22 protein-coding genes are annotated in these 26099 nt (G+C 58.5%); 12 read left to right on the top strand and 10 right to left on the bottom strand.

Annotated elements, in window-relative coordinates:
- Window positions 1-303 precede the first annotated feature (303 nt).
- The gene (locus tag ACP90_RS17580; protein ID WP_062489093.1) at window positions 304-2259 is read left to right on the top strand and encodes a DUF4139 domain-containing protein; all 1956 of its coding nucleotides are present in this window, start codon (window positions 304-306) and stop codon (window positions 2257-2259) included.
- Between the two features lie 18 nt (window positions 2260-2277).
- Here ACP90_RS17580 and ACP90_RS17575 read toward each other — a convergent pair whose 3' ends face one another.
- Entirely contained in the window at window positions 2278-2940 is a 663-nt protein-coding gene (locus tag ACP90_RS17575) for an HAD hydrolase-like protein (RefSeq protein WP_055656436.1), read from the bottom strand.
- A 184-nt stretch (window positions 2941-3124) separates the two neighbouring features.
- Window positions 3125-4768 (bottom strand): methyl-accepting chemotaxis protein, encoded by a 1644-nt coding sequence (locus ACP90_RS17570; protein WP_208993358.1) that lies wholly within the window; start codon window positions 4766-4768, stop codon window positions 3125-3127.
- A gap of 353 nt (window positions 4769-5121) precedes the next feature.
- Here ACP90_RS17570 and rpiA point away from each other — a divergent pair, with 353 nt between their 5' ends.
- From rpiA to gor, 3 genes are all read left to right on the top strand, one after another.
- Window positions 5122-5814: a ribose-5-phosphate isomerase RpiA gene (gene rpiA, locus ACP90_RS17565; protein ID WP_062489091.1), complete on the top strand. Its 693-nt coding sequence runs from the start codon at window positions 5122-5124 to the stop codon at window positions 5812-5814.
- 55 nt (window positions 5815-5869) lie between these two features.
- Window positions 5870-6385 carry a DUF2059 domain-containing protein gene (locus tag ACP90_RS17560; RefSeq protein ID WP_031270696.1) on the top strand — a complete coding sequence of 172 codons (516 nt, stop codon included), beginning with the start codon at window positions 5870-5872 and terminating at the stop codon, window positions 6383-6385.
- A 257-nt stretch (window positions 6386-6642) separates the two neighbouring features.
- Entirely contained in the window at window positions 6643-8019 is a 1377-nt protein-coding gene (gene gor, locus ACP90_RS17555) for a glutathione-disulfide reductase (RefSeq protein WP_055656438.1), read from the top strand.
- 58 nt (window positions 8020-8077) lie between these two features.
- Here the strand turns inward: gor and ACP90_RS17550 are convergent, their stop codons facing one another.
- The 3 genes from ACP90_RS17550 to ACP90_RS17540 form a co-directional block, all read right to left on the bottom strand.
- Complete coding sequence (locus ACP90_RS17550; RefSeq protein ID WP_208993357.1) at window positions 8078-9625, bottom strand: diguanylate cyclase; 1548 nt, start codon at window positions 9623-9625, stop codon at window positions 8078-8080.
- A gap of 196 nt (window positions 9626-9821) precedes the next feature.
- Complete coding sequence (locus ACP90_RS17545; RefSeq protein ID WP_145915791.1) at window positions 9822-11363, bottom strand: diguanylate cyclase; 1542 nt, start codon at window positions 11361-11363, stop codon at window positions 9822-9824.
- 92 nt (window positions 11364-11455) lie between these two features.
- A complete protein-coding gene (locus ACP90_RS17540; RefSeq protein WP_062489088.1) occupies window positions 11456-12649 on the bottom strand; it encodes an aminotransferase class V-fold PLP-dependent enzyme in 1194 nt (397 codons plus the stop codon).
- 53 nt (window positions 12650-12702) lie between these two features.
- On the opposite strand from ACP90_RS17540, the gene ACP90_RS17535 reads away from it, so the two are divergent.
- Entirely contained in the window at window positions 12703-13299 is a 597-nt protein-coding gene (locus tag ACP90_RS17535) for a hypothetical protein (RefSeq protein ID WP_062489087.1), read from the top strand.
- A 14-nt stretch (window positions 13300-13313) separates the two neighbouring features.
- Here ACP90_RS17535 and ACP90_RS17530 read toward each other — a convergent pair whose 3' ends face one another.
- Window positions 13314-14072 (bottom strand): VIT1/CCC1 transporter family protein, encoded by a 759-nt coding sequence (locus tag ACP90_RS17530; RefSeq protein WP_286145685.1) that lies wholly within the window; start codon window positions 14070-14072, stop codon window positions 13314-13316.
- 251 nt (window positions 14073-14323) lie between these two features.
- On the opposite strand from ACP90_RS17530, the gene ACP90_RS17525 reads away from it, so the two are divergent.
- The 5 genes from ACP90_RS17525 to gltX all read left to right on the top strand — a co-directional run bounded on the left by ACP90_RS17525 (window position 14324) and on the right by gltX (window position 21027).
- Window positions 14324-15706, top strand: coding sequence for a class II 3-deoxy-7-phosphoheptulonate synthase (locus ACP90_RS17525; RefSeq protein ID WP_023003903.1), 1383 nt, complete (start codon window positions 14324-14326; stop codon window positions 15704-15706).
- Between the two features lie 165 nt (window positions 15707-15871).
- On the top strand, window positions 15872-16405 hold the full coding sequence (locus ACP90_RS17520) for a response regulator (protein ID WP_082809771.1): 534 nt from the start codon (window positions 15872-15874) through the stop codon (window positions 16403-16405).
- 144 nt (window positions 16406-16549) lie between these two features.
- On the top strand, window positions 16550-18217 hold the full coding sequence (locus ACP90_RS17515) for an NAD+ synthase (protein ID WP_062489086.1): 1668 nt from the start codon (window positions 16550-16552) through the stop codon (window positions 18215-18217).
- 178 nt (window positions 18218-18395) lie between these two features.
- Window positions 18396-19613: an MFS transporter gene (locus ACP90_RS17510; RefSeq protein ID WP_062489085.1), complete on the top strand. Its 1218-nt coding sequence runs from the start codon at window positions 18396-18398 to the stop codon at window positions 19611-19613.
- A 52-nt stretch (window positions 19614-19665) separates the two neighbouring features.
- Window positions 19666-21027 (top strand): glutamate--tRNA ligase, encoded by a 1362-nt coding sequence (gene gltX / locus ACP90_RS17505; RefSeq protein ID WP_062489084.1) that lies wholly within the window; start codon window positions 19666-19668, stop codon window positions 21025-21027.
- Here gltX and ACP90_RS17500 read toward each other — a convergent pair.
- Entirely contained in the window at window positions 20990-22330 is a 1341-nt protein-coding gene (locus ACP90_RS17500) for a DUF2865 domain-containing protein (protein WP_062489083.1), read from the bottom strand. The two genes, gltX and ACP90_RS17500, sit on opposite strands and share 38 nt — an antisense overlap.
- Before the next feature lie 136 nt (window positions 22331-22466).
- Complete coding sequence (locus ACP90_RS17495; RefSeq protein ID WP_023003909.1) at window positions 22467-22967, bottom strand: MarR family winged helix-turn-helix transcriptional regulator; 501 nt, start codon at window positions 22965-22967, stop codon at window positions 22467-22469.
- A gap of 370 nt (window positions 22968-23337) precedes the next feature.
- Between ACP90_RS17495 and ACP90_RS17490 the strand changes: the two genes are divergently transcribed.
- On the top strand, window positions 23338-24588 hold the full coding sequence (locus ACP90_RS17490; RefSeq protein WP_208993356.1) for an MBL fold metallo-hydrolase: 1251 nt from the start codon (window positions 23338-23340) through the stop codon (window positions 24586-24588).
- Window positions 24589-24724: 136 nt separating this feature from the next.
- Window positions 24725-25240, top strand: a complete 516-nt coding sequence (locus ACP90_RS17485) for a CreA family protein (protein ID WP_023003912.1) — start codon at window positions 24725-24727, stop codon at window positions 25238-25240.
- Between the two features lie 27 nt (window positions 25241-25267).
- Here ACP90_RS17485 and ACP90_RS17480 read toward each other — a convergent pair whose 3' ends face one another.
- Complete coding sequence (locus ACP90_RS17480; protein WP_062489081.1) at window positions 25268-25609, bottom strand: metalloregulator ArsR/SmtB family transcription factor; 342 nt, start codon at window positions 25607-25609, stop codon at window positions 25268-25270.
- 170 nt (window positions 25610-25779) lie between these two features.
- Window positions 25780-25968: a hypothetical protein gene (locus ACP90_RS17475; protein WP_023003917.1), complete on the bottom strand. Its 189-nt coding sequence runs from the start codon at window positions 25966-25968 to the stop codon at window positions 25780-25782.
- Between the last annotated feature and the right edge of the window lie 131 nt (window positions 25969-26099).

The following is a 26099-nucleotide window of genomic DNA, read 5'->3' as shown; positions in this document are numbered from 1 at the left end:
GGGCTCGTCGGTTCTAGCCAATTGCTTTTTGTGCTGATGCCACGGAAAGAGGGGACCCGCTGTCCCGGGCGAAAATATTTGTCGTCTGACCGGCAATGTCTGGAAAATCGGGGTGCCGTCATGTGGGGCGGCTTCCTGTCGGCGCGGTCTTCCGTCTGGTGAGGCATTCATCGAGCGGTCGGATCCGGAAGGCTGTCGTATCGCGTGACAGATTATGTCAGGAGCCGTTATCAGTCTTCGCGAAAAGGCCGTATTTAAAGCAGACGATCGTTTCCGCTGACTGTTTTTTGGAGTGTTTTTTAAATGATTGCACGCGTTTCTTCTCTCGCGCTCGTGGGTCTTTTCCTGCCTGCCGGGGCGTTTGGCGCCGACAATGGGCCCATTACCAGCATCACGCTGTCTTCGGGTGGTCTCGCCGAAGTGGTGCGCAAGGCGGATATTGACAGCAGCGGTCTGATCAACATGACGGTCCCGCTCGAACAGGTGAACGATGTGCTGAAGAGCATTGTCGTGTTCGATGAGGCAGGCGTTGTCGAGGGCATTACTCTTCCAGGCCCGAACCCGCTGGCGGAAACCTTCAAGAACCTGCCGTTCACCGTTGAGGACCTGCAGTCGCCCGCACGCCTTCTGGCAAAACTGCAGGGAACCCGCGTGCGTCTGGAAAAGGCCGGGTCCACGGTCGAGGGTCTCGTTCTCGGCGTGTCGGTGCAGGATGACGGCGACAGGGGGCAGTCCTTTGTCATTTCGGTTCTCAGTGATGGTCGCATCACCGGAGTCGGCCTGTCCGCAGATACCGAAGTCACGTTTCTCGATGAAGACATTCAGCAGAAGGTTGCCAAGGCCTTGTCGGCCGTTGGCAACGGTAAGTCGGACGGCGCGCGAACCGTTGCCTTGAAAGTGGCAGGCGAGGGCGAACGTGAGGTCGCGGTTTCCTACGTCGTGCCGGCTCCCATCTGGAAGACGGCTTACCGCGTGGTGACGATGGCCGATGACAAGGCCCGGCTGCAGGCCTGGGCCGTACTTGAAAACGCCAGCGGCGAAGACTGGGACGATGTCAGGATAACCCTGTCCTCCGGCGCACCGGTAACGCTGAAACAGCGGCTCCACGATCTTTACTGGAAGCAACGGCAGGAAGTGCCGGTGGATGTGTCCAGCGGCTATGTGCCTCCTGTCGACATGGGGGCGGAACCGCAGTTTGATGTTGCCGAGAGCGAAGCCCGCATGCCGGGCGCGGCGCGTTCCAGCTTCATTGGCTCGGCGGTTGCGCCGGAAATGGTTCTCAACATGGCCGCTGCCAATGTCGGCGAGGTGAGCGAAGGCGCGGTCACCGCGTCCTTCACAATTCCATGGCCTGTCGACCTTGAAAGCGGGGAAACCCTGTCGGCACCGATCGTCGACAAGGTCGTATCCGCCGAAACGGTTTCCGTATTCCAGCCGGAAAGCGGCCTGCAGCATCCCATTGCTGCAATCCTAATCAAGAACGAGACCGAAACCAGCCTGCCGCAGGGCATCCTGACGGTTTATGACGAAAAGGAAGGATATGTCGGTGATGCGCAGATCAGCGGCATGCCCTCGGGCGAAAGCCGCATGGCAAGCTTTGCGACCGACAAGAAGGTCAGGATTGCACAGTCAACATCTGCCGACAGCCAGATCGTCTCGATCAAGGTCAATGACGGGGTTCTGAACGCGATGGTGCGCGAGCGATCCTCGACGCAATACGCGATCAAGGGAGCCCCGGACGGTGACCGCACGATTGTCATCGAGCATGCCAAACGTCCCGGGTGGCAGTTTTCCTCCGAGCAGGAATTGGACAGCACCGCAACGCACCACCGTTTGAAGGTGGAAGTGCCTGCGGGAACAACGGAAACGGTTTCCGCCCTGCAGGAGCGGACCTTGTCGGAGACCTATTCGCTGATCTCCACCGATGCGAACCAGCTGCTTTATCTCTCCAGGCGCTCGCCGGACAAGGAAACCGCTGCAAAGCTGAAGGAACTGTCGGAGCTGCAGAACGAGATCGCGCAGATCGAGCGCCAGATCCAGCGCTTGCGACTGGAAAAGGATGAGGAGAGCCGGGATCAGGAACGCCACCGGGCCAACCTGGCGGCTCTTGAGCCGGGTGCCGATCTCTACAAGCGTGCCGCCCGCAAGCTGGAGGAAAGCGAAACCCGGATCGAGGATGTCGATACGGAAATCGCGGCATTATCCGTGCGCCGGGAAGAAATCCGTGAAACCCTGGGCGATGCCATCAGGACGTTCTGATGTCTGACAGAACCAGCCTCAGGACTTGAGCGAAGCGATTGCACCAGCCAGCTCGTCGAAATGCGAAATGACCCGGTCCGGGGAAAGGTCCCGGACCGGCACGACCGTGTAGCCGAAATCGACCGCGATGACCGGAATGCCGGCGTTACGGGCGGCATCGATGTCGGTGCCGCTGTCGCCGATCATGATGGAGCCGCCGATTTCTCCACCCGCCCGGTGGATGGCACCATGCACGGGTTCGGCATGCGGCTTTGCCACGGAAAACGTATCGCCGCCGACGACGGCGTCGAAATGCCTGGCGAGATCGAGTGTAGCCAACAGCGGATGCGTCAGCCGCTCGGCCTTGTTGGTGCAGACCGCCAGTTTCCATCCGTCTTTTCGGAAGTTTTCCAGCGCCGCGACAACGCCGTCGAACGGTTTGGTGTGAACCGCGATATTGGCGGCATAATGCTCCAGAAAATGCACATAGAGCGGCGCCACGGTTTCATCGGTCCAGGAAATGCCGTTGAATTCCAGGCCGCGCTGGATCAGCACCTTTGCACCAAGGCCGACCATGTTGGCGACGTTGTCCTGGGGAATGGCCGAATGTCCTGCGGAGGTCATGACGACGTTCAAGGTGGCGACGAGATCTTCCATGGACGACACCAGCGTGCCATCCAGATCGAAAACCAGAACGGACATGAGACCCTCTGAAATGCAGGAGCGGGACGGCAAGAACGCATTCATGCTGAAAGGCATGATTGCGGGCAGGTAAACCGGCCCCGGAATGTGGGAAAGGCCTGCATTCACCCGAACGCAGGCCGCCTTCAATGCCTAGCTGCGTAGCCGCTCCGCCGCAAGAGGGGATCGGCTCCGCCGGTTGGTTCTAGAGTTTGTACGCGGTCCGGAAGCCACCCCAGTGACGGCCTTGAACGATGATCGGCGCGTCGATCTCCTTCATCCAGACGATATTGCCGCCGCCCATGTCCCGGGCGTAGGACTGGATCAGGAAGGGGCGCGTGTTGCGCGCCGCGCTGAGGCCGGCCCGGTCATCGAAGATGCGCTTGTTGCGGCAGTTGGCCGTGTTCCAGGCAACATCATCCGGTTTTTGCGGTTTCGAGTAGATCAGATTGTGTACTGGCAGATAGCCGTTGCGATCGACCGAGGCACAAAAGGCCATACCCTTGCATTTGCCGAGGATTTCTTCCTGGATCGTTGGCAGGATCTTTTCCAGATGAGCCAACGCGCGCGTCGACACTTGCGGCGGGTTGGTGCCGGCTATGTGCTGGTAATTGGTATCGAACAGGTCATCCATGGTCAGCTGGCGCTGCGCGATGAGATCTTCCATCGCGTTGGAAATGCGTGAAGCCCCGGTCTGGACGCGTTCCACTTCGGCAGCGTGGCTTTCATGAATGGATGCGATCTTGCGCTCCAGGGCCGCCTGAAACCCGGCATCCTTGTTGACGAAGCAACCGTGGCAACCATGTTCGGAAACGGCGACGATGCGGACTTCCACCTGGCCGACCTCGGTGAGATCAAGACGGGCATTCATGCCCTGTTTCAGGTTGGAGCCACCTTCGGGCCGGAATAGCGTGCCGCCTTCCGAAATGTCGTGGGTCTCGATCTGTGCGGATGTTCCGCCTGCTGTCACGGATCCCGAAATCTTGATCGGCAATCGGTCGTGCTGACGACGATCGCCGATTTCGGTCTGCCGGATCATCATGGTGAAGCGGGACTGCAGCGCTTTGGAAGCCGTGCTCATTTCTGCACCGGTTTCGCGCGCCAGCATGCCACCTTCTTCTGCTGCCGCAGCAGACTCCGTAATTGTCTGCGCGGTGCGCAGCACTTCCTGAACGAAGTCCGCCGTCTGCTGCGCCTGGTCACCGATCCGGTTCGTTGTCTCAACCTGGGTCTGAACCGCATCTTCGACCGCGGCAAAGCTGGGCCGTATCCTGCCGATAACATCGATGATCTGGTTGACCGAGCCGAGGCTGAGTTCCGCTGACTGGTTGAGGCGGTCGATGTTGGCGACGATCTGTTCCGTTGCCGACTGCGTTTCCACCGACAGCGCCTTCACCTCGCTCGCGACAACGGAAAAGCCACGGCCGGCTTCGCCTGCGCGGGCAGCTTCGATCGTGGCGTTCAGGGCCAGCAGGTTGGTTTGCTTGGCAATGTCCGAAATCAGGCTGACGACATTGGCAATGTCATCGATCGCGTTCTTGAGCTCCAGAACACCCTGGTTGACCTGGGCCGCGACGTCGCGCGCCTCTTGTGCCAACTGGTTGGACACACCGACCTGCTGTCCGATTTCGCTGCTGGAGGTGGTGAGATCCTGAATGGACGTGGCCAGTCCCGAAGCGTTCTCATTGGCAACGGCCGATTGGTCCGCAAGCGACTGACTGTCGCTGCGGATGGTCTCCAGCTTGTCCATCTGACTGACGAGCCGGTCCTGCACCTTCTCCGCCGCGGCGTTGATGGTCTTGGCCGCGACTTGCAGATCGTCTTCCAGGCTGTCCAGTACGAAGCTCATCTGGCTGGCTGCCAGCTGCGCTTCCGGCTGGTTTCCGGAAGTATTGTCAGTTTCCTCAGGGGCAGGTATCTTGTTGTTTAAATTATTGTATTCGTCTTTCTGCCTTGGTCTAAGTCGAAGAATGTTCATTTGATTCTGTGCTTTCCAAACCCTAGACAATTGAAAGCATTATCTATTGTTGGTCTGAAATGATGGTTAATAAACCGCGGATATGGGCGCTATGGCGGTGTTTCCCCGTTGAAGAGGGGGAATGTCACTGGACCGGCGGACGCCGGCCATGTTAAGCACCCGGCGGCCGGATGGAGATGATTGCTTGGTCTTCTCCGCCGACAGGTTGGCCCTAGGAACGGTAAATGAGCGACCAGTACAAGAAACTGGCGGCGGAGCGCGCTGCCGACGATGTCACATCCGGAATGCGTCTTGGAATTGGGACCGGTTCGACCGCGGAATTCTTCGTCCATGCACTTGCCCGTCGGGTACAGGATGGCCTGGACGTTATCGGTGTGCCAACTTCGGAGCGCACGCGGGAACTTGCGTCGAGCCTCGGCATTCGCCTGACCACGCTTGATGAATTGCCGGAACTTGATCTGACCGTCGACGGCGCCGATGAACTGGACCCCCATCTGTCGCTCATCAAGGGCGGTGGAGGAGCCTTGCTGCGCGAGAAGATCGTGGCATCAGCGTCGGCCAACATGATCGTCATTGCAGACGGCAGCAAGGAAGTTGCGACGCTTGGCCGCTTTCCCCTGCCGATCGAAGTCGTTCCCTTCGGTCTGGAAGCAACGCGGCGCGCGATCCTGAAAGTGTTTGAGGATCTTGGACTGCCGTTGAACATGGCTTTGCGCGGCGGATCGGCTCAGCCTTTCGTCACGGATGGAGGTCACTTCATCCTGGATGCGCAGCTTGAAAGCATACCCGAGGTCCAGACCCTGGGCGACCGGCTGGTTGCCATTCCGGGGGTTGTCGAACACGGCCTCTTCATTGAACTTGCAACAAAAGCTTACGTGGCCGGCACAGATGGGGTAAAGACCGTCTTGCCCATCTAAGTGGTGTGGATTTGGCTTTCCAGACTAAAGATGAAAGCCGCCTAGGAGTAGAAAAATGAAGCTTATCAAATCTTTCCCGCGGGCAGCTGTATTGGGCGCAGCCATGATGGCCGCTGGTTTTGTCGCCTCGGGCGCAGCCGCACAGGATGCCGTTTCTGAAAGCCACCTTGCCGCAGCCAAGCAGGTTGCCGTTGTGACCAAGGTTCTGGAACCGTTTGACGATATTCTTCCGATCCTTGCTGAACAGACCCGGACGGCTTTCATTCAGTCCGACCCGACCCGTGCGGAAGAAATCGCCGAAGTCGTTCAGAATGTCGCGCTGACGCTGGCGCCGAAGCGGACCGAGCTCAACAATCTGGTTTACAAGGCCTGGGCAGACGCCTTCACCGAAGAAGAGCTGAACCAGCTTGCTGAATTCTACAGCACGGAACTCGGCCAGAAGCTGACCGAAAAGATCCCGACCATCACGCAGTATTCCGTTGGTGCTGCCCGTGAATGGCAGGACAAGGTTTCCACCGAAATGGTGACCATGGTTCAGGAAGAACTGGCGAAGCTGAACGCAGCTCAGTAAGGGCAGGGCTCCCGCGTCGGCCATGCCGATGGCAGGGAACACGCCTTTCACACGAATAAGTGAGGCCGGGGTCATGTCCGGCTTTCGGGCCGCGCAAGCGGCCCAATTCTTTTGGAAATGGCCCGTTTTGGCTGTCCCTGATGGCCTGGCCCGACCGGGCATCCGGACTTGTACCGCAGCTTCGGTTGCCTATCTGCGGGGCTGGCAAGGCTCTGCCGGACGGCAGCCGGCGGACTTTTGATCACGATGAGGCACTGATGACCGACTACGATTACGATCTCTTTGTTATTGGCGGCGGCTCCGGCGGCGTACGCGCTGCCAGAATTGCCGCGACACACGGCGCCCGGGTCGGTATCGCCGAGGAGTACCGTTACGGCGGTACCTGCGTCATTCGCGGCTGTGTGCCCAAGAAGCTGTTTGTCTACGCCTCGAAGTTTTCCGAAGAATTCGAAGATGCGGAAGGCTTTGGCTGGACGGTCGGCGAACGCGCCTTCTCGTGGGACAAGCTTGTTGCGGCAAAGGATCAGGAGATCACGCGCCTCGAAGGAATCTACCGGCGCAATCTCGAGCGGACCGACGTGGAAGTCCACGACAGCCGCGCGGTGATCGAAGATGCCCACACCGTCCGCCTGCTGTCCACCGGACAGACCTTGAGCGCGAAATACATTCTCGTGGCCGTTGGCGCGTCTCCGAACGTGGACGAAGGTCTGCCGGGCGGCGAGCATGTCATCACGTCCAACGAGGCCTTTCACCTTGCCGAACTGCCGAGCAAGATCGTGGTTGCCGGTGGTGGTTACATCGCGGTCGAGTTTGCCGGTATCTTCAACGGGCTGGGGGTAGATACGACGCTGATCTATCGCGGAGAGGAAATTCTGCGCGGCTTCGACGGTGAGCTTCGTACCGCGGTTCGCCAGGAAATGGAGAAGAAGGGCATCAAGGTGGTGCTCAACGACACTTTCTCCAGGATCGAGAAGGCGGCAGACGGTACTCTGACAGGCCACACCAAGGGTGGGCTGGCGCTGGAAGCAGGTCAGATCATGTTCGCCATCGGCCGCAACCCGCATACCCGTGACCTCGGTCTTGAGAAGGCCGGTGTCGAGATGGATGCGGCGGGTGCGATCAAGGTTGGTGCGGACTCCCGCACCAATGTGGCATCCATCTATGCCGTTGGCGACGTCACCAACCGGGCCAACCTGACGCCGGTTGCGATCCGGGAAGGCCATGCCTTTGCAGACACGGTCTTCGGCAACAAGCCCTGGACGGTCGACCACAGCCTGATTGCCACTGCCGTGTTCTCGCAGCCGGAAATGGGCACGGTCGGTCTCACACAGGAAGAAGCACTGCAGCGGACGCCCAATCTGGATATCTACAAGTCCAGCTTCCGTCCGATGAAGCACACCTTGTCGGGCCGCGATGAAAAGATGCTCATGAAAATGATCGTCGATGCAGATACGCAGAAAGTGCTCGGTGTCCACATCATGGGACCGGACGCCGGCGAACTGGCTCAGATCCTCGGCATCACCTTGCAGATGGGCGCGACCAAGGCCGACTTCGACAGGACGATCGCCGTTCATCCGACCGCTGCTGAAGAACTCGTCACGATGCGTGAACCGACCGAGCGTCTGCGCGGGTAGTTCGGCGGCAATTCAGAAAGTCAGGAGCCGCTGCGGGGCAACTTGTCCCGCAGCGGTTTCATTCTGCAGGCCCTGACGCTGCCCGCCGCAGCGGCTTGGCTTCAGGGTCAGTTAACACGCCGTCTGGTCCGACTTCCAGATCGAGTGAATCGGAGTAGAAGGAATACCGGCCCCGGCCGAGTTTCTTCGACTGGTATAGCGCGGTGTCCGAACGGGTGACGAGTTGTTCGGAAGTTGTTCCGTCCTCCGGGGCGATCGCGATGCCGACACTAAGGCCGATCTGCGCAATATCGCCACTTGAGATCGGTACGGGCAATTCGCCGGCAGCAACAAGGGCCCGGCAAAGTGTGTTCAAGGTTTCCCGCACAACACTGCCACGATAGATCACCATGAATTCGTCGCCGCCGATACGGCAAACCAGACCGGGTTTGCCGACGGCTTTGCTCAGGCGCTCCGCCATGGTCTTGATGACGATATCGCCCGCGGCATGTCCGAAGGTGTCGTTCACCGCCTTGAACTTGTCCAGATCGCAGTGAATGACGGCAAAGGGCTTGTCCGGCAGGGTTTTGACCGAGGATTCCAGGACACGGTTGAACTGCAGGCGGTTAGCGAGCCCCGTTAACGTATCGTGCAGAGCCAGGTACCTGTTCTGGTGTTCGCTCGCCTGAAGGGATGTGGTCAGCTGGCCGATCCGCCAGGCAATGCCGAACGCGAGGGCGCCAAGGGCAACACTCAGAACCACGATGACAGGGACGATGGTTGGCCAGATGGATTCGCCGACGGTCTGGCTGTCCCAGCGAAAGGTTCCGAGCGGGTCGTCATTCTGATCCTTGACAAGATGGCGCGGCCCTTTGCCAGGCACGCCTGCATCTTCCTCAAAACCGAAATTGGCGAAATTCAGCTGCGCGTTGAGCTGGCCGAGCAAGTAGGCGTCAACATAATGGGCTGACAGCAGCACGGTGGGAGGCCCGTCGGGCAAAGTCTCTTCATAGTCGTCCGGAATGATCGGCATCGCGCCGAATATGGCCGGTTTGCCGTCGATATGGACAAAACCCATGACGGCATATTCCCCGGGATCTGCTCCTTGCAGGGACTTGTGACCGAAACCGCCAGGCACCCGCACGCGGTTTTGCAGGTACAGCGCCTTCAGTTTTTCATGAACAATTTCAAGCTCCGGCGTTTCGGAGACGGGACGCCGGATGATGTGAGTATAGTCTGCGAAGGATTCAGCCAGAACGTCCCCGTTTCCGGAGATCAGCATTACCTTGCTGTGGCGATAGGTTGACCACAGGGTGTCGAAGCTGCTTCGAACGTAGTCGGGATCGAAATTGCGCACCAGCTTGAGCACCGACTGGTCGGACGACGCGATGCCGATCTGCTCGCGAACGATGGTGCGAAGGTGATCTGCCAGCGTGCTCTGGAACAGACGTTCCTCGTTGGCGATGGCCTGCTGCCGGGAAGCTTGAGAGGCAACGAAACCGACGAACAGCAACGAAACGGACGTAACAGCAATCAGCAATCCGGCAAGCAGAAACGCCAGCCGGGAAATATGCTGCCGGGGAATTTTCGCGGCCTGGTCGCTATATCTACGCCTAAACTCGGTCAAGTTGAGATCCCGATTGGGTCTTTGTTTGTTATTCTGAATTCTTGCCACTAAAGAGTAAAGTGATTGTATCAACGAATACCTTAACAGGATGTGGGAGTATTAAAAAACTTACGAGTTTTCGTGAGGTGCATCCTCAAAGGACTCTACCTTTTATAGTATTAATGACAATGTAATTTGCCGCTTTCGGCAGTGCCCGCTAGCGTGACGCCGGAATTGCTTGCAGATCCATCTGCTTGCGGGCCTTGGCAGCCTCGAGACTGTGCGGGCCCGCAAATTCATAAGCATTGCGGCCCTTATCCTTCGCCCGGTAAAGCGCCATGTCGGCCATGCGGATCAGATCTTTCTCGCTCGTGCCGGACTCTGGCGCGCTGGCAATGCCGATGCTGACACCGATGTCGACCTGTTGCCCTCCACCAATGTCTATCGGCTCGGCAATCGACCGGCGGATTTCCTCGGCCAGTGCTGCAAGCCTGTCCCTGTCTGTATGCTTGGTGAAGAGGACAATGAATTCGTCTCCTCCAATCCGGCTGACGACACCATCCTTGCCGACCAGAAGCCGCATCCGGTCGGCAACAGTACAGATGACCCGGTCGCCGGCTTCATGCCCGTATGTGTCGTTCACCGGTTTGAAGCGGTCGAGATCACAAGCAAATATCGCAAATCCACGATCCGGCAGGCCATCCAGCGAGAAAGTGAGGCAGTCGGAAAAATGATGCCGGTTCGGCAGCCCTGTCAGAGCGTCGTGTCGCGCAAAGTGGCGGTTCTTCCGTTCGCTTTCTTCAAGCGATGCCGACAGACGGCTGATCTTCGTTGCAAGCGCGAAGGCGACGATTGCGATGATGGATGCCAACAGGACGATCAGCGGCAGGGCCATGATCCAGATTTCGCGACCCGGTTTGGAATGGTCCCATTTGAAATAGCCGAACGTGGACCCGTCTGCCGCCTGTACAAGGTAATTCGTTGGGTGTTTGCGTTCAGGTTCACCGGGGAAAAACCGGAAATCCCTGTAGCCGAGTTGTTCGTTCAGTCCGGTCAGCCACTCCTGATCTATGTAGACGGCATTGACCAGGATTGCCGGATAGTCGCCCACCAGCCGCACATGACCTTCATCGGGTAGAACCGGGATGGCGCTGAGGAATGCTCGGGATCCGTCGATCTGGGCAAAGGCGGATTGAGACGTTTCCAGCAAGGCGGACTGAGGCATGTACCATTCGGCAAAAACGGAGTTGGAGCCCTCCTGCCGCTTCCGGAAAGCCGCAGCCGTCTGTTCGGCAAGCTTCCGAACAAGATTTTCGGCCGGCAATTGCCGATTTTCAATCAGGACATCGTCCCTGATTGCCTGCGCGATCAAGGTCCCGTCCGGCATCACGACGAAAGTCCGGTCGAGGTTGAAATCTTCCCAAAGGTCGCCGATCAGTTCGTCTTCGATGAACTCGCGGTCCAAAGGGGCCTGAAGGGCGTTGAAGGTATCGTCCCACTGAGCCATCGTCACCTGGTCTCGCGCGACCTGGCGGTGGATGTCCTTCAAGGTGTTGGTCAGGCGCATCTGCTCGGCTTCAAGAGCGCGCCTGTCGGCTTCGCCCCAGGCCATGTGGGCAATGAAGGTGAGGGAAGCGGTCGACAGGAAAATCACGAGCGCTGCAAGGCTGTAGATCCACACCGTGATCCGCCGGCCGGCTTCGGGAGCCTCCAGCCCTGGATGTGTTGCTTCAGATGTCTTTTTCTTCAAACGGAACAAGAAACCGCCATCCCCTCTTACCCGGATGCGACAGCTGTTTAGCCGAAGAACTTTAACACCGGGTGGGGGAGGCGCTTTTCTAGGGTGCTCACCTAGCGAAAACTACCGAGACACTTAACAAAGCGTTCAATTTCCTCTTCGCAATTGAACGCATGAACCGACGCCCGCACCACGGCATCAAGACCCCGGAGCGGCAAGTCGATCCGGGCTGAGCTGGCCTGGCTGACCGATACGTTGATACCGGCTTGCCCGAGCCGTAGCTTGGTCTGTGCCGGGCTTTCACCGGCCAGCGAGAACGTGACGATGCCGCCCTTGCGCTGGCCCTTGTCGTGAAGGGTTACCTCGGGAAGTGCAGATAGCTCAGACCGGAGCTGAGCGCCAAGCCCGCAGATCCTGTTGCCGATCCGCTCCATGCCGAAGCCGATGGCATAGCTGACGGCAACACCCAGGCCGATCTGCCCCGCGACATAGCGTTCCCAGGTTTCGAAACGGCGTGCGTGGGGAACAAGTTCATAACGATCTTCGTCGATCCACTCCGTTGCCTGAAGATCGACAAACGGCGGTTCTACCTGGTCAAGCACGGCGTCGCTGACGTAGAGAAATCCGGTGCCGCGCGGACCGCGCAGATATTTGCGCCCGGTGCCGGACAGGATATGGCAACCGATTTCGTTGACATTCAGCGGGATCTGCCCTGCGGACTGACACGCGTCGAGAAGATAAAGGACACCCGTTTGCCGCGCGATCTCTCCAACCTCTTCGGCAGGATTGATCAGTCCGGAAAAGGTCGGGACGTGCGTAAGGGCGATGAGCCGCGTTTTCGGACCAATCGCGGCTTTCAGGGCCTTCAGGTCGATTTGCCCGAATTCATCGTCCTCGACAATATCGATCTCGATCCCCTTGCGGCGTTTCATCTGCAGCAGGGCAACGTAGTTGGAGACGTATTCGGCACGGCCGGTGACAACCCGGTCTCCTTCGCGGAAGTCGATGCCGTAAAAAGCCATGTCCCAGGCCCGGGTGGCATTTTCGATATAGGCGATTTCCTGCGGTTTGCTGCCGATCAAAGCTGCCAGAGACGTATAAAAGGTGTCCATTGCGGTCTTGGCGGCCGCTGCGGCTTCATATCCGCCGAGGGTCGCTTCAAGATCAAGATGCTGCTTAACTGCTTCAAGAACAGGAGTGGGGGCCAGCCCCGTTCCCGCATTGTTAAAGTGAATGAGCTGACGTACACCCGGAGTATCGTCCCTCATGAGGTCGATATCCTGCTGGGTAAGAGACGGAACGATCATGACACCCTCGGAAACAATCTAAGAAAAACATACAAGCACTAGACAAGCACCAGATGACGATCACATATTTTGGTTATGGTTCCCTAGTCAATATTGACACTATTCCCGCCGGCGTTGAAGTGACGCCCGGAACCCTTCACGGTTGGGTGCGGGAATGGAAAGTGTGCGGCGAGAGCCCGGACGGCCAGGGGCGCTGCGCCCTGACTGTACGGGAAAAGGAAGGATCACGCATCATGGGGGTGATGGCGCGTGAACCCAAGACCCGCCTTGCCGAGCTGGAACTGCGCGAGAAACGATACCTGAAGGTCGAAGCTGTCGGCGGCGCATTTCGTTGCGACGCGTCCATGCGGCCGGGGCCCGACGAACTGTTTCTTTTTAGGGCTGCGCCCGAACATTGTCGCTGGGGTACGGACAAACATCCGATCCTGCAAAGTTACCTGGATTGCGTTCTGGCCGGGTTCTACCGTTTCTGGGGCGAAGCAGGGATCGACCATTTTCTGGAAACGACTGACGGCTGGCATGTGCCTGTACTGCCGGACCGTGCAAATCCGCTCTATCCGCGCAAGATTGTGCTCGATCCGGAAGTGGCGACGCTGATCGACAGCAAGTTGAAAGACCTCGGGGTCAACTTTCTTTCCCCGGCCACTTAGGCATTATCGTACCGTCAGCCGAGCAGCGTTTGCAGGCCGTATCCGACCGCAAAGGCGATGCCCGCGGCCAGGGTGCCGATTGCGCTTGTTTCCAGCCCGCAGGAAAACCAATGCCGCTGCGACCAGCGCGCCCTCAGGGAGCCAATGGTAAAAAAGGCGAGTATCGTGAGGATTGTCGCGGTTTCTGCACTGGCTGGCACCGGAATGACGAACGGCAGCAGTGGGATCGAGCCGAACAGAACGAAGGCGGCGAAGGTGTAAAGCGCTGCCCTCATTGGCGATCGCGCCGTGTTCGACAGACCGTATTCGGCCTGCATCATGGTTTCGATCCAGATGGATTTGTTGGAGGAGACCAACTCGACCAGGGTTTCCAGGTCTGGTCCGTCATAGCCCTTGGCGTGGAAAATCTGTCGGATTTCCTCCCGTTCGCCATCTGGCGCCACGGCGATGTGCTTTTCCTCGACCGCCTTGAGGCGCGCGTAATCCTCGATTTCGGATTTGGAACCGGTGTAGTTGGCTGCCGCCATGGAAAACCCGTCGGCAAACAGGTTGGCAGCTCCCAGGATGAGGATAATCGTCGGAGAAAGATCCGCGCCGACGGACCCTGCAACAATGGCAAAAGTGGTGACAGCGCCGTCGATGCCGCCGTAGACCCAGTCTCTCAAGTAGCTTGCGTCCGGTCCTGAAGCGAGCCGGTTCGCGATGTCATCGGGCCTGTGGCTGTGCTCCAGACGAGGTGTCGGCATGAGGTCATCCTGTGTGGTTTCACGCACGATGCATCCCTGGATCACCACCCGCAATGATCCGCCTCAAAGGCGAGGATTTCGTGTCTACGCAGAAGTGGCGAAAATGATCCTTGAAACAGGGTATATTTTGGGGGATTGCCCTGTGGCCTTGGCGGCCCATGAAGTGTATAAGGCCGCACGTTTGCCTTCAATTGGCAGGCCCAAACGAACGAAAATGTCGCGGACCGCGTGATCTAGGGTGTGAAACGAACCTGCGGGTCCAGTGAGGAGTAGGAAGTATGGCGGAGAAGTGGAGCCCGGACAGCTGGAGATCGAAGCCGATCTTGCAGGTTCCGGAATACCCGGATCAAGAGGCTTTGGCGGATGTTGAACAGCGCCTGTCGACTTATCCGCCGCTGGTTTTTGCAGGTGAGGCACGTGCGCTGAAGAGCCAGCTGGCAAATGTCGCGCAGGGCAACGGTTTTCTGCTCCAGGGCGGTGACTGCGCCGAAAGCTTTGCCGAGCATCATCCCGACCACATCCGTGATTTCTTCCGAGTCTTCCTGCAAATGGCTGTCGTGCTGACTTATGCCGCCAGCCAGCCGGTTGTGAAAGTCGGCCGTATCGCCGGTCAGTTCGCCAAGCCGCGTTCTTCCAATTTCGAGAAGAAGGGTGACGTCGAGCTGCCGAGCTACCGCGGCGACATCATCAACGACATCAATTTCACCCCGGAAAGCCGTATCCCGGATCCGGGCCGCATGGCTATGGCTTACCGCCAGTCGGCAGCCACGCTGAACCTTTTGCGCGCTTTCGCGCAGGGCGGTTTCGCAAACCTCGACCAGGTTCATCGCTGGATGCTCGGCTTCATTTCCGATAGCCCGCAGGGCCATCGCTACAAGGAACTGGCCGACCGCATTTCGGAGTCGCTGAACTTCATGAAGGCCTGCGGCATCAACGCCGATAGCGTTCCGCAGCTTCGGTCGACCGATTTCTTCACCAGCCATGAAGCTCTGCTGCTAGGCTATGAAGAAGCCCTGACGCGCGTCGATTCCACCTCGGGTGACTGGTATGCGACTTCCGGCCACATGATCTGGATCGGCGACCGGACGCGTCAGCCGGACCACGCCCATGTGGAATTCTTCCGCGGTATCAAGAACCCGATCGGCCTCAAGTGTGGCCCGTCCATGTCACCGGATGGCCTGCTGGAGCTGATCGACATCCTGAACCCGGAAAACGAACCGGGCCGCTTGACGCTGATCGCCCGCTTCGGCGCCGACAAGGTGTTCGACCACCTGCCGCAGCTCGTTCGCGCTGTCGAGCGGGAAGGCAAGACGGTTGTCTGGTCCTGCGATCCGATGCATGGCAACACCATTTCCGCTGGCGGTTACAAGACCCGTCCGTTCGACCGGATCCTGAAAGAAGTTGAAGCCTTCTTTGCGGTTCATCGGGCGGAAGGCACGCATGCCGGTGGTGTTCACATCGAAATGACCGGCCGGAACGTGACCGAGTGCACGGGCGGGGCGCGCGCCCTGACCGAGGACCAGCTCGGCGACCGGTACCACACCCATTGCGACCCGCGCCTCAATGCGGATCAGGCGTTGGAACTTGCATTCCTGATCGCGGAAAACCTGAAGAAGGAACGCGACGGCCGGCAGGTCGAGCCGCTTGCGGCAAGCGCATAAAGAGGATTGCCTCTTCCGTTACGTTATCTGAAAGGGCGGCATTTGCCGCCCTTTTGCGTTTTTTCCGGAATTTTCCGGATGAACGTGTCCTGAGGTAAGCCTCGCTTAACGCTCGACGCGCATACCTTCTTTTTAGGGAAACGGGTGTAGTGGGGAGTTTGAGTTGTGCGCGATAAGTGGGATCTGACGAAGGTTTCCTGCCTGATTGCGGAAGACAATCCCCATATGCGCTCGATCCTCCGCTCCGTGCTGGCGGGCTTCGGCATCCGTTCGGCCTATGAAGCCAGCGATGGTGCGGAAGCCCTGGAAATGGTCGTCGACCGCAAGCCGGACATTGTGCTTTGCGACTGGGTGATGAGCCCCTTTGGCGGCAATGAGTTTCTCCGAATCCTTCGTGCCGACAGGGACCTTGTGGTCAGCACCACGCCGGTTCTGATTGTGACTGCCCATGCCAAGCGCGCGACAATCCTTGAAGGCATCGAGATCGGTATTCACGGGTTCGTCGCCAAACCGATCGCTCCTGCCATCTTATATCGTCACATCGGCGAAATCCTTGAACGGCAGGAGATGCATGGGCGCTCGAAAGGTCTTCTCGGCCCCGGGCATCAGCAGCCGCTGCGCAAACTGAATGTCACGGACATCTCGTCCACGGCAGCATCGGACCCTTCAGCCGATCAAGCCGGGCTCGCCTTGCTCTGATGATGCCTTCAGGCATGGCCCATCACGACCGGGCTTTTGACAGGTGCCGGCAAATCTACTTCTGGACGTATGCAAATTCAGATTGGACGTTCGCCGATCTAGCGGCTACACCAGAAAGCAATGTCACTTCCTGGTAATTTTCCGATGATTTCAGACCGTTTCAGACTGGCTGTCGCGCAGCTAAACCCGACTGTTGGCGATGTGGCCGGCAACGCAGAGCTCGTTCGCAAGGCCCGTCAGGAAGCCGCCTCTCAAGGAGCCGACCTTGTCTTGACCTCCGAACTGATGCTCGCCGGGTATTTGCCGGAAGACCTTGTTCTGAAACCGGCTTTCGTCAGGCGCTGCATGGAAGCGGCCGAAACCCTTGCCGGTGAAACCGCGGATGGCGGCCCGGGCATCGTGCTGGGGTCTCCCTGGCGTAGCGAGGAAGGCAAAGTCTATAACGCCGCCCTGCTGCTGGACCAGGGTGAGATCAAGGCCGTTCGCTACAAGTACGACCTGCCAAACTATAGCGTCTTTGACGAGAAGCGGGTTTTTGCTGCAGGCCCCTTGCCCGGACCTGTCGACTTCCGCGGTGTGCGCATCGGCTTGCCGATCTGCGAGGACATCTGGAACGACGAGGTTTGCGAGTGTCTGGAGGAAACCGGCGCGGAGCTGCTGCTGGTTCCCAATGGCTCTCCCTACTGGGAGCACCGGGCTGAGCACCGTCTGCAGGTGGTTGTTTCGCGTGTGGTCCAGACCGGATTGCCGCTGATCTACTGCAACCAGCTTGGCGGGCAGGACGAGCTTGTTTTCGATGGCGGATCTTTCGCGCTTCATGCCGATCGCTCGCTGGCATTCCAGATGCCCCAGTTTGAAGCTGCTCTTGGTATCAGTGACTGGAAGCGCGAGGGCGAGACCTGGGTTTGTGAGAACGGCACTTTTGCAAGGCTTCCGGAACTCGATGAGGCGAATTGGCGGGCCTGCGTCATGGGCCTTGGAGACTACGTCACCAAAAATGGCTTTCCAGGAGTCGTACTGGGCCTTTCCGGTGGTATCGACTCGGCCATCTGTGCGGCAATGGCGGTAGATGCGCTCGGCGCCGACAAGGTCCATGCGATCATGTTGCCCTATCGCTATACCTCGGAAGAAAGCATCACCGATGCGGCCGCCTGCGCCAACGCTTTGGGTATCCGCTATGACACTGTGCCGATTTCCGAACCGGTTGAAGGCTTCAGGTCGGCACTGAGCGATCTGTTTGCCGGCACGACCGAAGACACGACCGAAGAAAACCTTCAATCGCGTGCGCGTGGTGTCATCCTGATGGCAGTTTCCAACAAGTTCGGGCGCATGGTCATGACCACCGGCAACAAGTCGGAAATGTCGGTCGGCTACGCCACGCTTTATGGCGACATGAACGGTGGCTACAATCCGATCAAGGATCTCTACAAGACGCAGGTCTATCACCTGGCCGCATGGCGCAATGCTAACTTGCCGGAAGGGCTGCTTGGTCCGGGTGGAGAGGTTATTCCGTCCAATATCATCACCAAGGTGCCGACTGCCGAACTGCGTGAAAACCAGACCGACCAGGATTCCCTGCCACCTTACGATGTTCTCGACGACATCCTGGAATGTCTGGTGGAAGACGAGATGTCGGTGGGCGACATTGAAAAACGCGGTCACGACCGGGCACTGATCCACCGGATCGAACATCTTCTTTATATTGCCGAATACAAACGCCGGCAGGCGCCTCCGGGGGTGAAGATCACCGAGCGCAACTTCGGTAAGGACCGGCGATATCCCATCACCAACAGGTTCCGCGATCGCTCTTGAGGGACAGGGCATTCATCAGTGCTTGCCTGGCGGATGTTTCGCAGAATCTGATCGTTTGAATTTGAACGGGCGTGGCAGAAAGCTACCGCCTCATCCTTCGAGACGGTGTTACGCGCTTTCGCAGGATGGGTTGTTTTGTGGATCGTCAGTTGTTTGTTGAAAGTGGGCTTTTGCCTCGATGACCTATTTCTCCTTCCTGCGTGAAAATGCCCGCTGGCTAGCCGCCAGTTACCTTCTCGCGGTCTTTTCCGGCTTCGGGCAGACGTTTTTCATCTCGCTCTCGGCGGGGGACCTCAGGGCGGAGTTCGGTCTCAGTCACGGTGACATTGGCCTGCTTTACATGGTGGCGACCCTCGGCAGTGCCCTGACCCTGCCTTATGTCGGTCGCAGCCTGGATCACTTCCCGGTACAGAAGATCGCAGCGGTGGTGATGACAGGTCTCGCCCTGTTCTGCCTGGCGATGGCCAACACGTTTTCCGTATGGATGGTCGGACTTGCCTTTTATGGCCTCCGGCTGTGCGGGCAGGGCATGATGACCCACACGTCGGTGACCGCTGCCGGACGATGGTTCACGGCGCAGCGGGGCCGGGCGGTGTCGATCGCCGTTCTCGGTTTTCCGACGGCAGAAGCGCTGTTTCCGCTGTGCTTCGTTGTTCTGGCCAATGCGTTCGGGTGGCGCGGTGCCTGGACGGTATCGGCCATCGTGCTGGCTGTTGTCGCCCTGCCGGTCTTGTTGACGCTCCTGGCAAAGGACCGCATCCCATCCGCGCTCGAAACGGCCTCGGCCAAACCGGAAGGCCGTCAGTGGACACGAGGAGAAGCGCTGCGCGATGTCCGCTTCTGGCTGGTCAACTGCGGTGTCAACGCGCCGGCCTTTATCGGCACGGCAATCTTCTTCCACCAGGTCTATCTGGTGGAACTGAGAGGGTGGACGCTGGAACTGTTTGCAAGCGCCTTTCTGTTAATGGCATCCGGCGTGGTCTGCGCATCCCTGGTGATAGGCCCGTTGATCGACCGGTTTTCCGCGCGTCAGTTGCTGCCTTTCACCCTTGTTCCCCTGACACTGGCCTGTTTCGTGCTGGCCAATTTCCACGCGCCAGCAGCTGCTTTCGTTTTCATGCTGCTTGTCGGCATCTCGAACGGTTTCAACAGCACGCTGGTGGGTGCGCTTTGGCCGGAGGTTTACGGCACGCGGCACATGGGGGCCATTCGGTCTGTCGCGTTTTCGGTGATGGTGTTTGCTTCCGCGGCCGGTCCGGGTCTCGTCGGCTGGCTGATCGACAAAGGTGTCTCGTTCGACCTGCAGGTCATGGCAATGGGGGGCTACTGCTTCGTTTTCTGCGGTGTGCTCGGGTTCGTGTCGCGCACCTACCGGTCTTCCGAACATTCTTCATAAGGTCCGGTAGTTTGGGGTTGCCGTCCGGTTCAACCCCGGCTAACTCATCGCCATGACCGTCACTGTTCGCTTCGCGCCGTCGCCGACCGGCCATATCCACATCGGCAACATCCGTCCTGCGCTCTACAACTGGCTTTTTGCCAAGAAGATGGGCGGCAGGTTCATCCTGCGTTTCGATGACACGGACCTCGTCCGCTCGAAGCAGGAATATGCCGATTCCATCGAGACTGACCTTCACTGGCTCGGGATCGAACCGGACCTGAAGGAGCGGCAGTCGGACCGGATCGCCAACTACGATGCAGCGGCGCAGAAGCTGAAAGATGCGGGCCTGCTTTATCCGTGTTACGAAACGCCGGATGAACTGGAACGCCGCCGGTCGCGCCAGCGAGCGCTCGGCAGACCTCCGGTCTACGACCGTGCAGGCCTGAAGCAGACCGCCGAAGAGCGGGCGGCTTTCGAAGCCGAAGGCCGCAAGCCGCATTGGCGCTTTGTCCTGCCGAACCACGACGGAAACCCGTTTGAAACCAGACGTACGGATGTCGCCTGGTCGGATCTGTGCCGCGGCGACCAGACGATCGATCTGGCCTCCATGTCCGATCCGGTTCTGATCCGTGCGGACGGTTCTTATCTCTACACGTTCACTTCAATTGTCGATGACATCGACATGGATGTAACCCACATCATCCGCGGCGAAGATCACGTCTCCAACACAGGCGTCCAGATTGCCATCTTCGAGGCGATGGGGGCAAAGCCGCCGGTATTCGGTCATCACAACCTCCTGACGACGATCGATGGCGAAGGTCTTTCGAAGCGCAAGGGGGCATTGTCCATAGGTTCGCTGCGCGAGGCCGGGCTTGAGCCAATGGCGGTCGCTTCCCTGGCCGTTTTGACCGGAACCAGTCAGGCGGTCGAGCCGGTTGCGTCCATGGATGCCCTGATCGAGAAATTCGACCTGACCAGCGTTTCGCGATCCTCCGCAAAGTTCGATCCGGAAGAGCTGAAATCCCTCAACGCGCGCCTCGTACATGATCTGCCCTTCGAGGCGGTGGAGAGCCGTCTTGCAGCAATGGGCATCAGTGGGGGCGCTGATTTTTGGGATACCGTGCGTGGCAACTGTGAAACAGTTGACGACGCGCGTGCCTATTGGCAGGTCGTCACCGGTCCCGTGGAAAGCCGCATCGAGGACGAAGACCAGGAATTCGTTTCAGGTGCAAAGGCCTTGCTGCCCGAGGGCGACATCACCCTGGAGACCTGGGGAGAGTGGACGTCTGCTCTGAAGGCTGAAACCGGCCGTAAAGGGCGCGGCCTGTTCATGCCATTGCGCAGGGTGCTGACCGGGATGGATCACGGTCCGGACATGAAGGCCTTGCTGCCGCTTATTGGGCGACAAAATATTCTGGACCGACTACCCTGACAGGGGCCTTTCGGTCCGGCGCTGCGCTAAAACCGTCGTCTTCTGCCTTGAACACAGGCGAAAAAGCCGCCAGTTCCTCGTCATCCGTTTCCTTGGGGGAATGGATCGACAGGACCGGGAAACCGTCCTTGAAACCGGAACTTGAAGCAACCTTGTCCTCGTCGCGCTCAAGTCGTGTCGCGGCGAGATCAAGCCGCGCCGACACGTCGAAGCCCTTTTCCATGTTCATGAGCGTGTCGGGATCTTCAAAGCGCGGAAGCTGCGTTCTGGTCAGCGGGGTTCTGGTCAGCGGAGAGGGAAGGTCTTCTTCGTGTTCGTAGGTTCCACCGCGGCTTGGCTGAAGTGTCCGCCTGGGAAGGCCGGCGCTGATGTCGGTGAAGAATACCCTGTTTCCCGAGCCGGTGCTGAGATCCGTCCAGGCCGATTGTGCCTTCGATTGACGGGTTGCCCGGCAACTGCAGCCTTCAACGAATTCGCTCTTGTAGCGATAGGCGAAGGGCTGTTCGGAGTAGAGGTTGCCGGCCAGAGACATCATCTGGGCCTGGTCGCCACCCGGGTTGCGATAGACGTATAGTTCGGTTTCTGCAGCCGGACAGATTTCCGAACATCTTGCTTCGTCGTTGGCAAACTGGCTCTTGCCCGTCGAAAAACTTACCGGGAAGAAATAGCCGTCGCAGGTTCTGACACATACGGTCCGGAATGCGCCACCGGAAGGCAGGGAATATCGTTTGGTTTCGCTGCGGGCTTGCCGGCGCACCGAAGCGATTTCCCGGTCGCCCGTCGTTACGGAGGCAAGTTCGACGCGCGGCTGCGGGTTGAAGATGCGGGCCAGGAGAGACTGCGGCTTGTCCTCACCGCTGGCGTTTTGTTGTCGTGCTTCGCGGGTCGGGGCATCGCATTTCTGTTTTGCCAGCGAGGCCCGGATCTGCCTTGCACGTTTTGCAGTTTTCGACGATCCGCCACCGGACTTCGCAAGCTGACGTTCAATTGCAGAAAGGTTGGCCTTCATGCGCTTGATCTTGTCATTTAGACCACTGCATTTGGGGGATGTGTTTGAAGCGCAGCCGAAGTAGTTTGCATCCCGTTCTGCGGCATTGATGGCCTTTTGCTGCTGGGTTTTGGCGGTGGTCCATTTCTGGGCTGTGGGAGACTGTGCCGTCGAACGCGATTCCAGCCGCTGCAGTTCGGCCTTCAGGCTGGAGCAGGTGGCCGCGCTCACAGTATGTGCGCACAGCACAAGCCCGGCACCAAACGCGACAGCGCGTGCCATTACCTTGGACCCGGCAGACCAGCTACGTCTCATCACCCATCCCCTACAGCGTTTTTGCCACGCCGTATCGGCCTTAAACCGACCCCGGCACTATCGCTGCTGGACCTATCAATAGCAATGAAAGCTCTCACGTTAGGTTAATGGCGGAGCGGCAGGACCACGCAGGATTTCAGTCGCTTTCCCCGGATCGCGTGGCCTCGTGCAGACGGTCGAAAATCTCGTCCAGGACCGATTTCTGTTCCTCTGTCAGCGCGTCTTCCAGGCTCTTGCTGTAGGCGAGGGCTTGAGGGACAATTTCTTCGTACATGGCATTGCCCTGGTCAGAGAGGCACAGGGTCTGTTCCCGCTGATCGTCCCTGTTCTTGTCGCGCACAATAAGGTCGCGCTTTTCCAGGGCGGCGACAGCCCGACTGACCTTGGTCTTGTGCATGGAGGTTGCCTGGCTGATATCTCGTGCGGTCATGGCCTTGTATTCGCCAAGAGTGGCAAGCACCCGCCATTCGGGAATCCCGATACCGTAGGTGTCGGCATAGATTCTGGAAAAGGACCTGCTGACGGTCTCGGCCAGATGGTTGAGCCTGTAAGGCAGGAATGCGCTCAGCTTCAGGACAGGTTTGGAAGGTACCTTGCCTGGGGAAACAGTGGATTTGGACCCTTGCTGATCGGACATGGATAAGTCGACGCCTTGGAGATTCGTTAAGCCTGATTGAGCAGGCAGATGAACAATGCCGTTATCCGGCCATTTTCTGTGACTAGCAAGTATATCCGGTTGAATAACCCCGGAAAGACACCCCGGGCAGCTACGAAAAAGTAGCAGGATTGAAAGCAAGTATGGCGAAGAGCTTTGTCAGGTGCAGTCAAAATACGGCGAAAGAGCTGACCTATCTGTTGATAAGGAGAGAATAGTTAAGGAATTGGCGCGTGAAAAATTGCGAATCAGACACCGAAACTGAGACGCTTCAGTCAACAGGAAAAAGCGCGGCAAAGTTCGCGCAGGCCGAAACAGGCAGTCAGACATCTGGCAGGAAAGCGAGACCGTTATGGTAGAGATGACAAACAGGTCCGAAGCCGTTCCGGGTGAAAACGAACGGTTCGAAGAGCTTGGACGCGGCTGTTATGCCTATAGCGCGGATGGCTGTTCCAACACCGGTGTGGTCATCGGCGAAAAAGGCGTTCTGATTGTCGATGCCCAGGCAACACCGGCCCTTGCGGAAAAGGTTCTGCAGAAGGTTCGCGAGCTCACGGACAAGCCGATCAAACAGGTTGTTCTGACGCACTTCCATTCAGACAACACACTTGGTGCCCTGGCATTCGAGCCGGGCGAGGTCATTGCTTCCGATCTGACCAGGCGGATGATGGAAACCCGCGGCGTCGAGGAAATCCGCGTGGCCCGGGAGCGGGATGCGGCACTGTTCGCCGGACTACCCGGCAACACCGGTGTAAGCATGCCGTCCATGACCATTGCATCTTCAATGACCATCGACCTTGGCGGGCTGGACGTCCGGCTGATGCATCTGGGCCGCGCCCATACGATGGGCGATCTGGTCGTATGGGTTCCGCAAAGTGGCGTGATCTTCGCAGGAGATCTGGTTCAGAAAGCCGCTGTTCCTTATTGCGGAGATGCCCATCTGTCCGACTGGCCGCGCGCGCTCGACCGCATCACGGCGTTTCGTCCGACTGCGCTGATGCCGGGACGCGGTAAATCCGCCATCGGTGCGCAAGCCGTGGCAACGGCTGTTGAAACCACCCGTGATTTTGTCGTGACCTTGCGGGACGCGGCAGCTGCATGTGTCGAGCAGAGCCTTGGTCTGAAGGATACTTTCCAGGCTGTTCGTGACGCGCTTGCTGCCCGTTTCGGCTCGAAGGCCGACTTTGAATTTCATCTGCCCATAAGCGTTGCCCGGGCCTATGACGAAGCTCTTGGCCTCGACCAGCCCCAGATATGGACACGGGAACGGATCGCCGATCTTTACGATGCCCTGGACGGAACAGCCGGCCTGAGTGAGGGGGCACCGGAGCAGGTTGCGGCGGAAATGGCTGTCGCCGATACGCCCTCAGCGGAAGTCTCGGAAGAGGCTTCGGCAACGAACGGAGAAGCACAAGCATCCGATCTAGTCTCGGACAGCGATTTTGCTGCCTCGCTTGCACTCGGTTCTGAAGAGGAGCAGCCGGAAGGCGGCGAAGATATGGAGCTATCGGCCGAGGACATCGTCGAGGACGAAAAACCGACGGATACACCGGCTCCTGAAGAAAAGGCGGCCGCAGACAAGGTTCTTGAAGACGCTCGCTAACATCGCGTCGAAAACCCGGTAAGATGAAGTTGTGAGGCGCGCGCCTGATGGGCGCGCGCTTTGTTTTTCGTCTGACGCTTGATCGCGCTTTCGTGATCCCCACATGTTGGACGGTTGAAAATCTGGAGGATTTCTAATGCGTTTTCTGGTCGCTGCCGCTCTTGGCGCATCTTTGCTGCTGCAAGGCGTGGGCGCTGCTCTTGCGGCGGATGAGCCTGATCTGATCTTCAAGAAATCAACCGTCTGGAAGTTCCTGACGCCCGACCACAAGTTGGCGACCTACGCCATAGACGATCCGATTGTCGATGGTGTCTCCTGCCACTTCACCGTTCCGGAGAAAGGCGGCGTTTCCGGTTGGCTCGGCGTTGCGGAAGAAGTCTCTGACGTATCGTTGGCGTGCCGTCAGGTTGGCCCGGTGACGATCAAGGAGAACTTCGAACAGGGCGAGGAAATGTTCCGCCAGCGTCGCTCGTTCATGTTCAAGAAAATGAGGATCGTCCGTGGCTGCGATGCCAAGCGAAACGTTCTCGTCTATCTGGTCTATTCCGACAAGCTGATTGAAGGCAGCCCTAAAAACTCGACCTCAACCGTGCCGTTGATGCCCTGGGGAGATCAGCAGCCCCCGAAATGCGGAGATTTCGTCCAGGACTGAGGCCGGGGAGTACTCGAAGGACGCGGATCAGTCCGCGTCCAGCGCTTCCAGCTGCTTTGGGCCGGGCAGTTCGGCATCCGCGCAGAAGTTCTTGTAAAGCACGGACATGATGTCCCTGACCGGTTCGCTGGCGAGCCGGTAATAGATGGTCGTGCCTTCGCGACGGGTCGAGACGAGACCCTGCGCACGCAGAAGGGCGAGCTGCTGCGAGACGGTCGGCATGCGCATGCCGGTTTTTTCCGCAAGTTCGCCAACACTGCGTTCGTTGTCGAGGACAAGACACATCAACAGCAATCGCGGCGCGGATGCCATCATCTTCAAGAATTCCGCCGCGGATTCTGCTTTATCTTCAAGTGCTTTGTAGTCCATGGGACAACCTTGCCAAACATCGGAGTAAACTGCAAGCAAAGAGGCTGGAATGTCCTGTGTGCGACCAATCTCAGACAAGATTCCCACTCTTTTCAAGTGGAAACAACTTTGAAGTACACACGCTTTCAGGTGACCGTTCACCAGTCCCCGCAATGCCTGCGAGCGCGCTTTTATATCCGACTGGCCACCGTGACAATGATATTCCCGTTGCCGCAGCCGGTTCCGGTGGTCAAGCACATGCCCTTTTGCTGGGCTTCCTGGCCAAACGCCTTGGTGCCGTCGGTGATTGCGATGATGGCTGCAAACGGGCCACCCAGGATGAGGGCCAGGAAGAAGATGACGAAGAGGCGGTTCAGCATGGGTAACTCCAGATGGCAATCCGTTTCGATTGACTGGAGATTAGTGGGGCCGGCTTGAACCCATGCTGAGTGCCGCATTCAGCTACCGTTCAGATATCTAAACAGAAGTAAAGTTCAATTAGAACAGTGTG

Origin of the sequence: Labrenzia sp. CP4, from assembly GCF_001579905.1 — a bacterium.
GTDB classification, from domain to species: Bacteria; Pseudomonadota; Alphaproteobacteria; order Rhizobiales; family Stappiaceae; genus Roseibium; species Roseibium algicola.
This window is presented reverse-complemented; position numbering and strand designations above follow the sequence as displayed.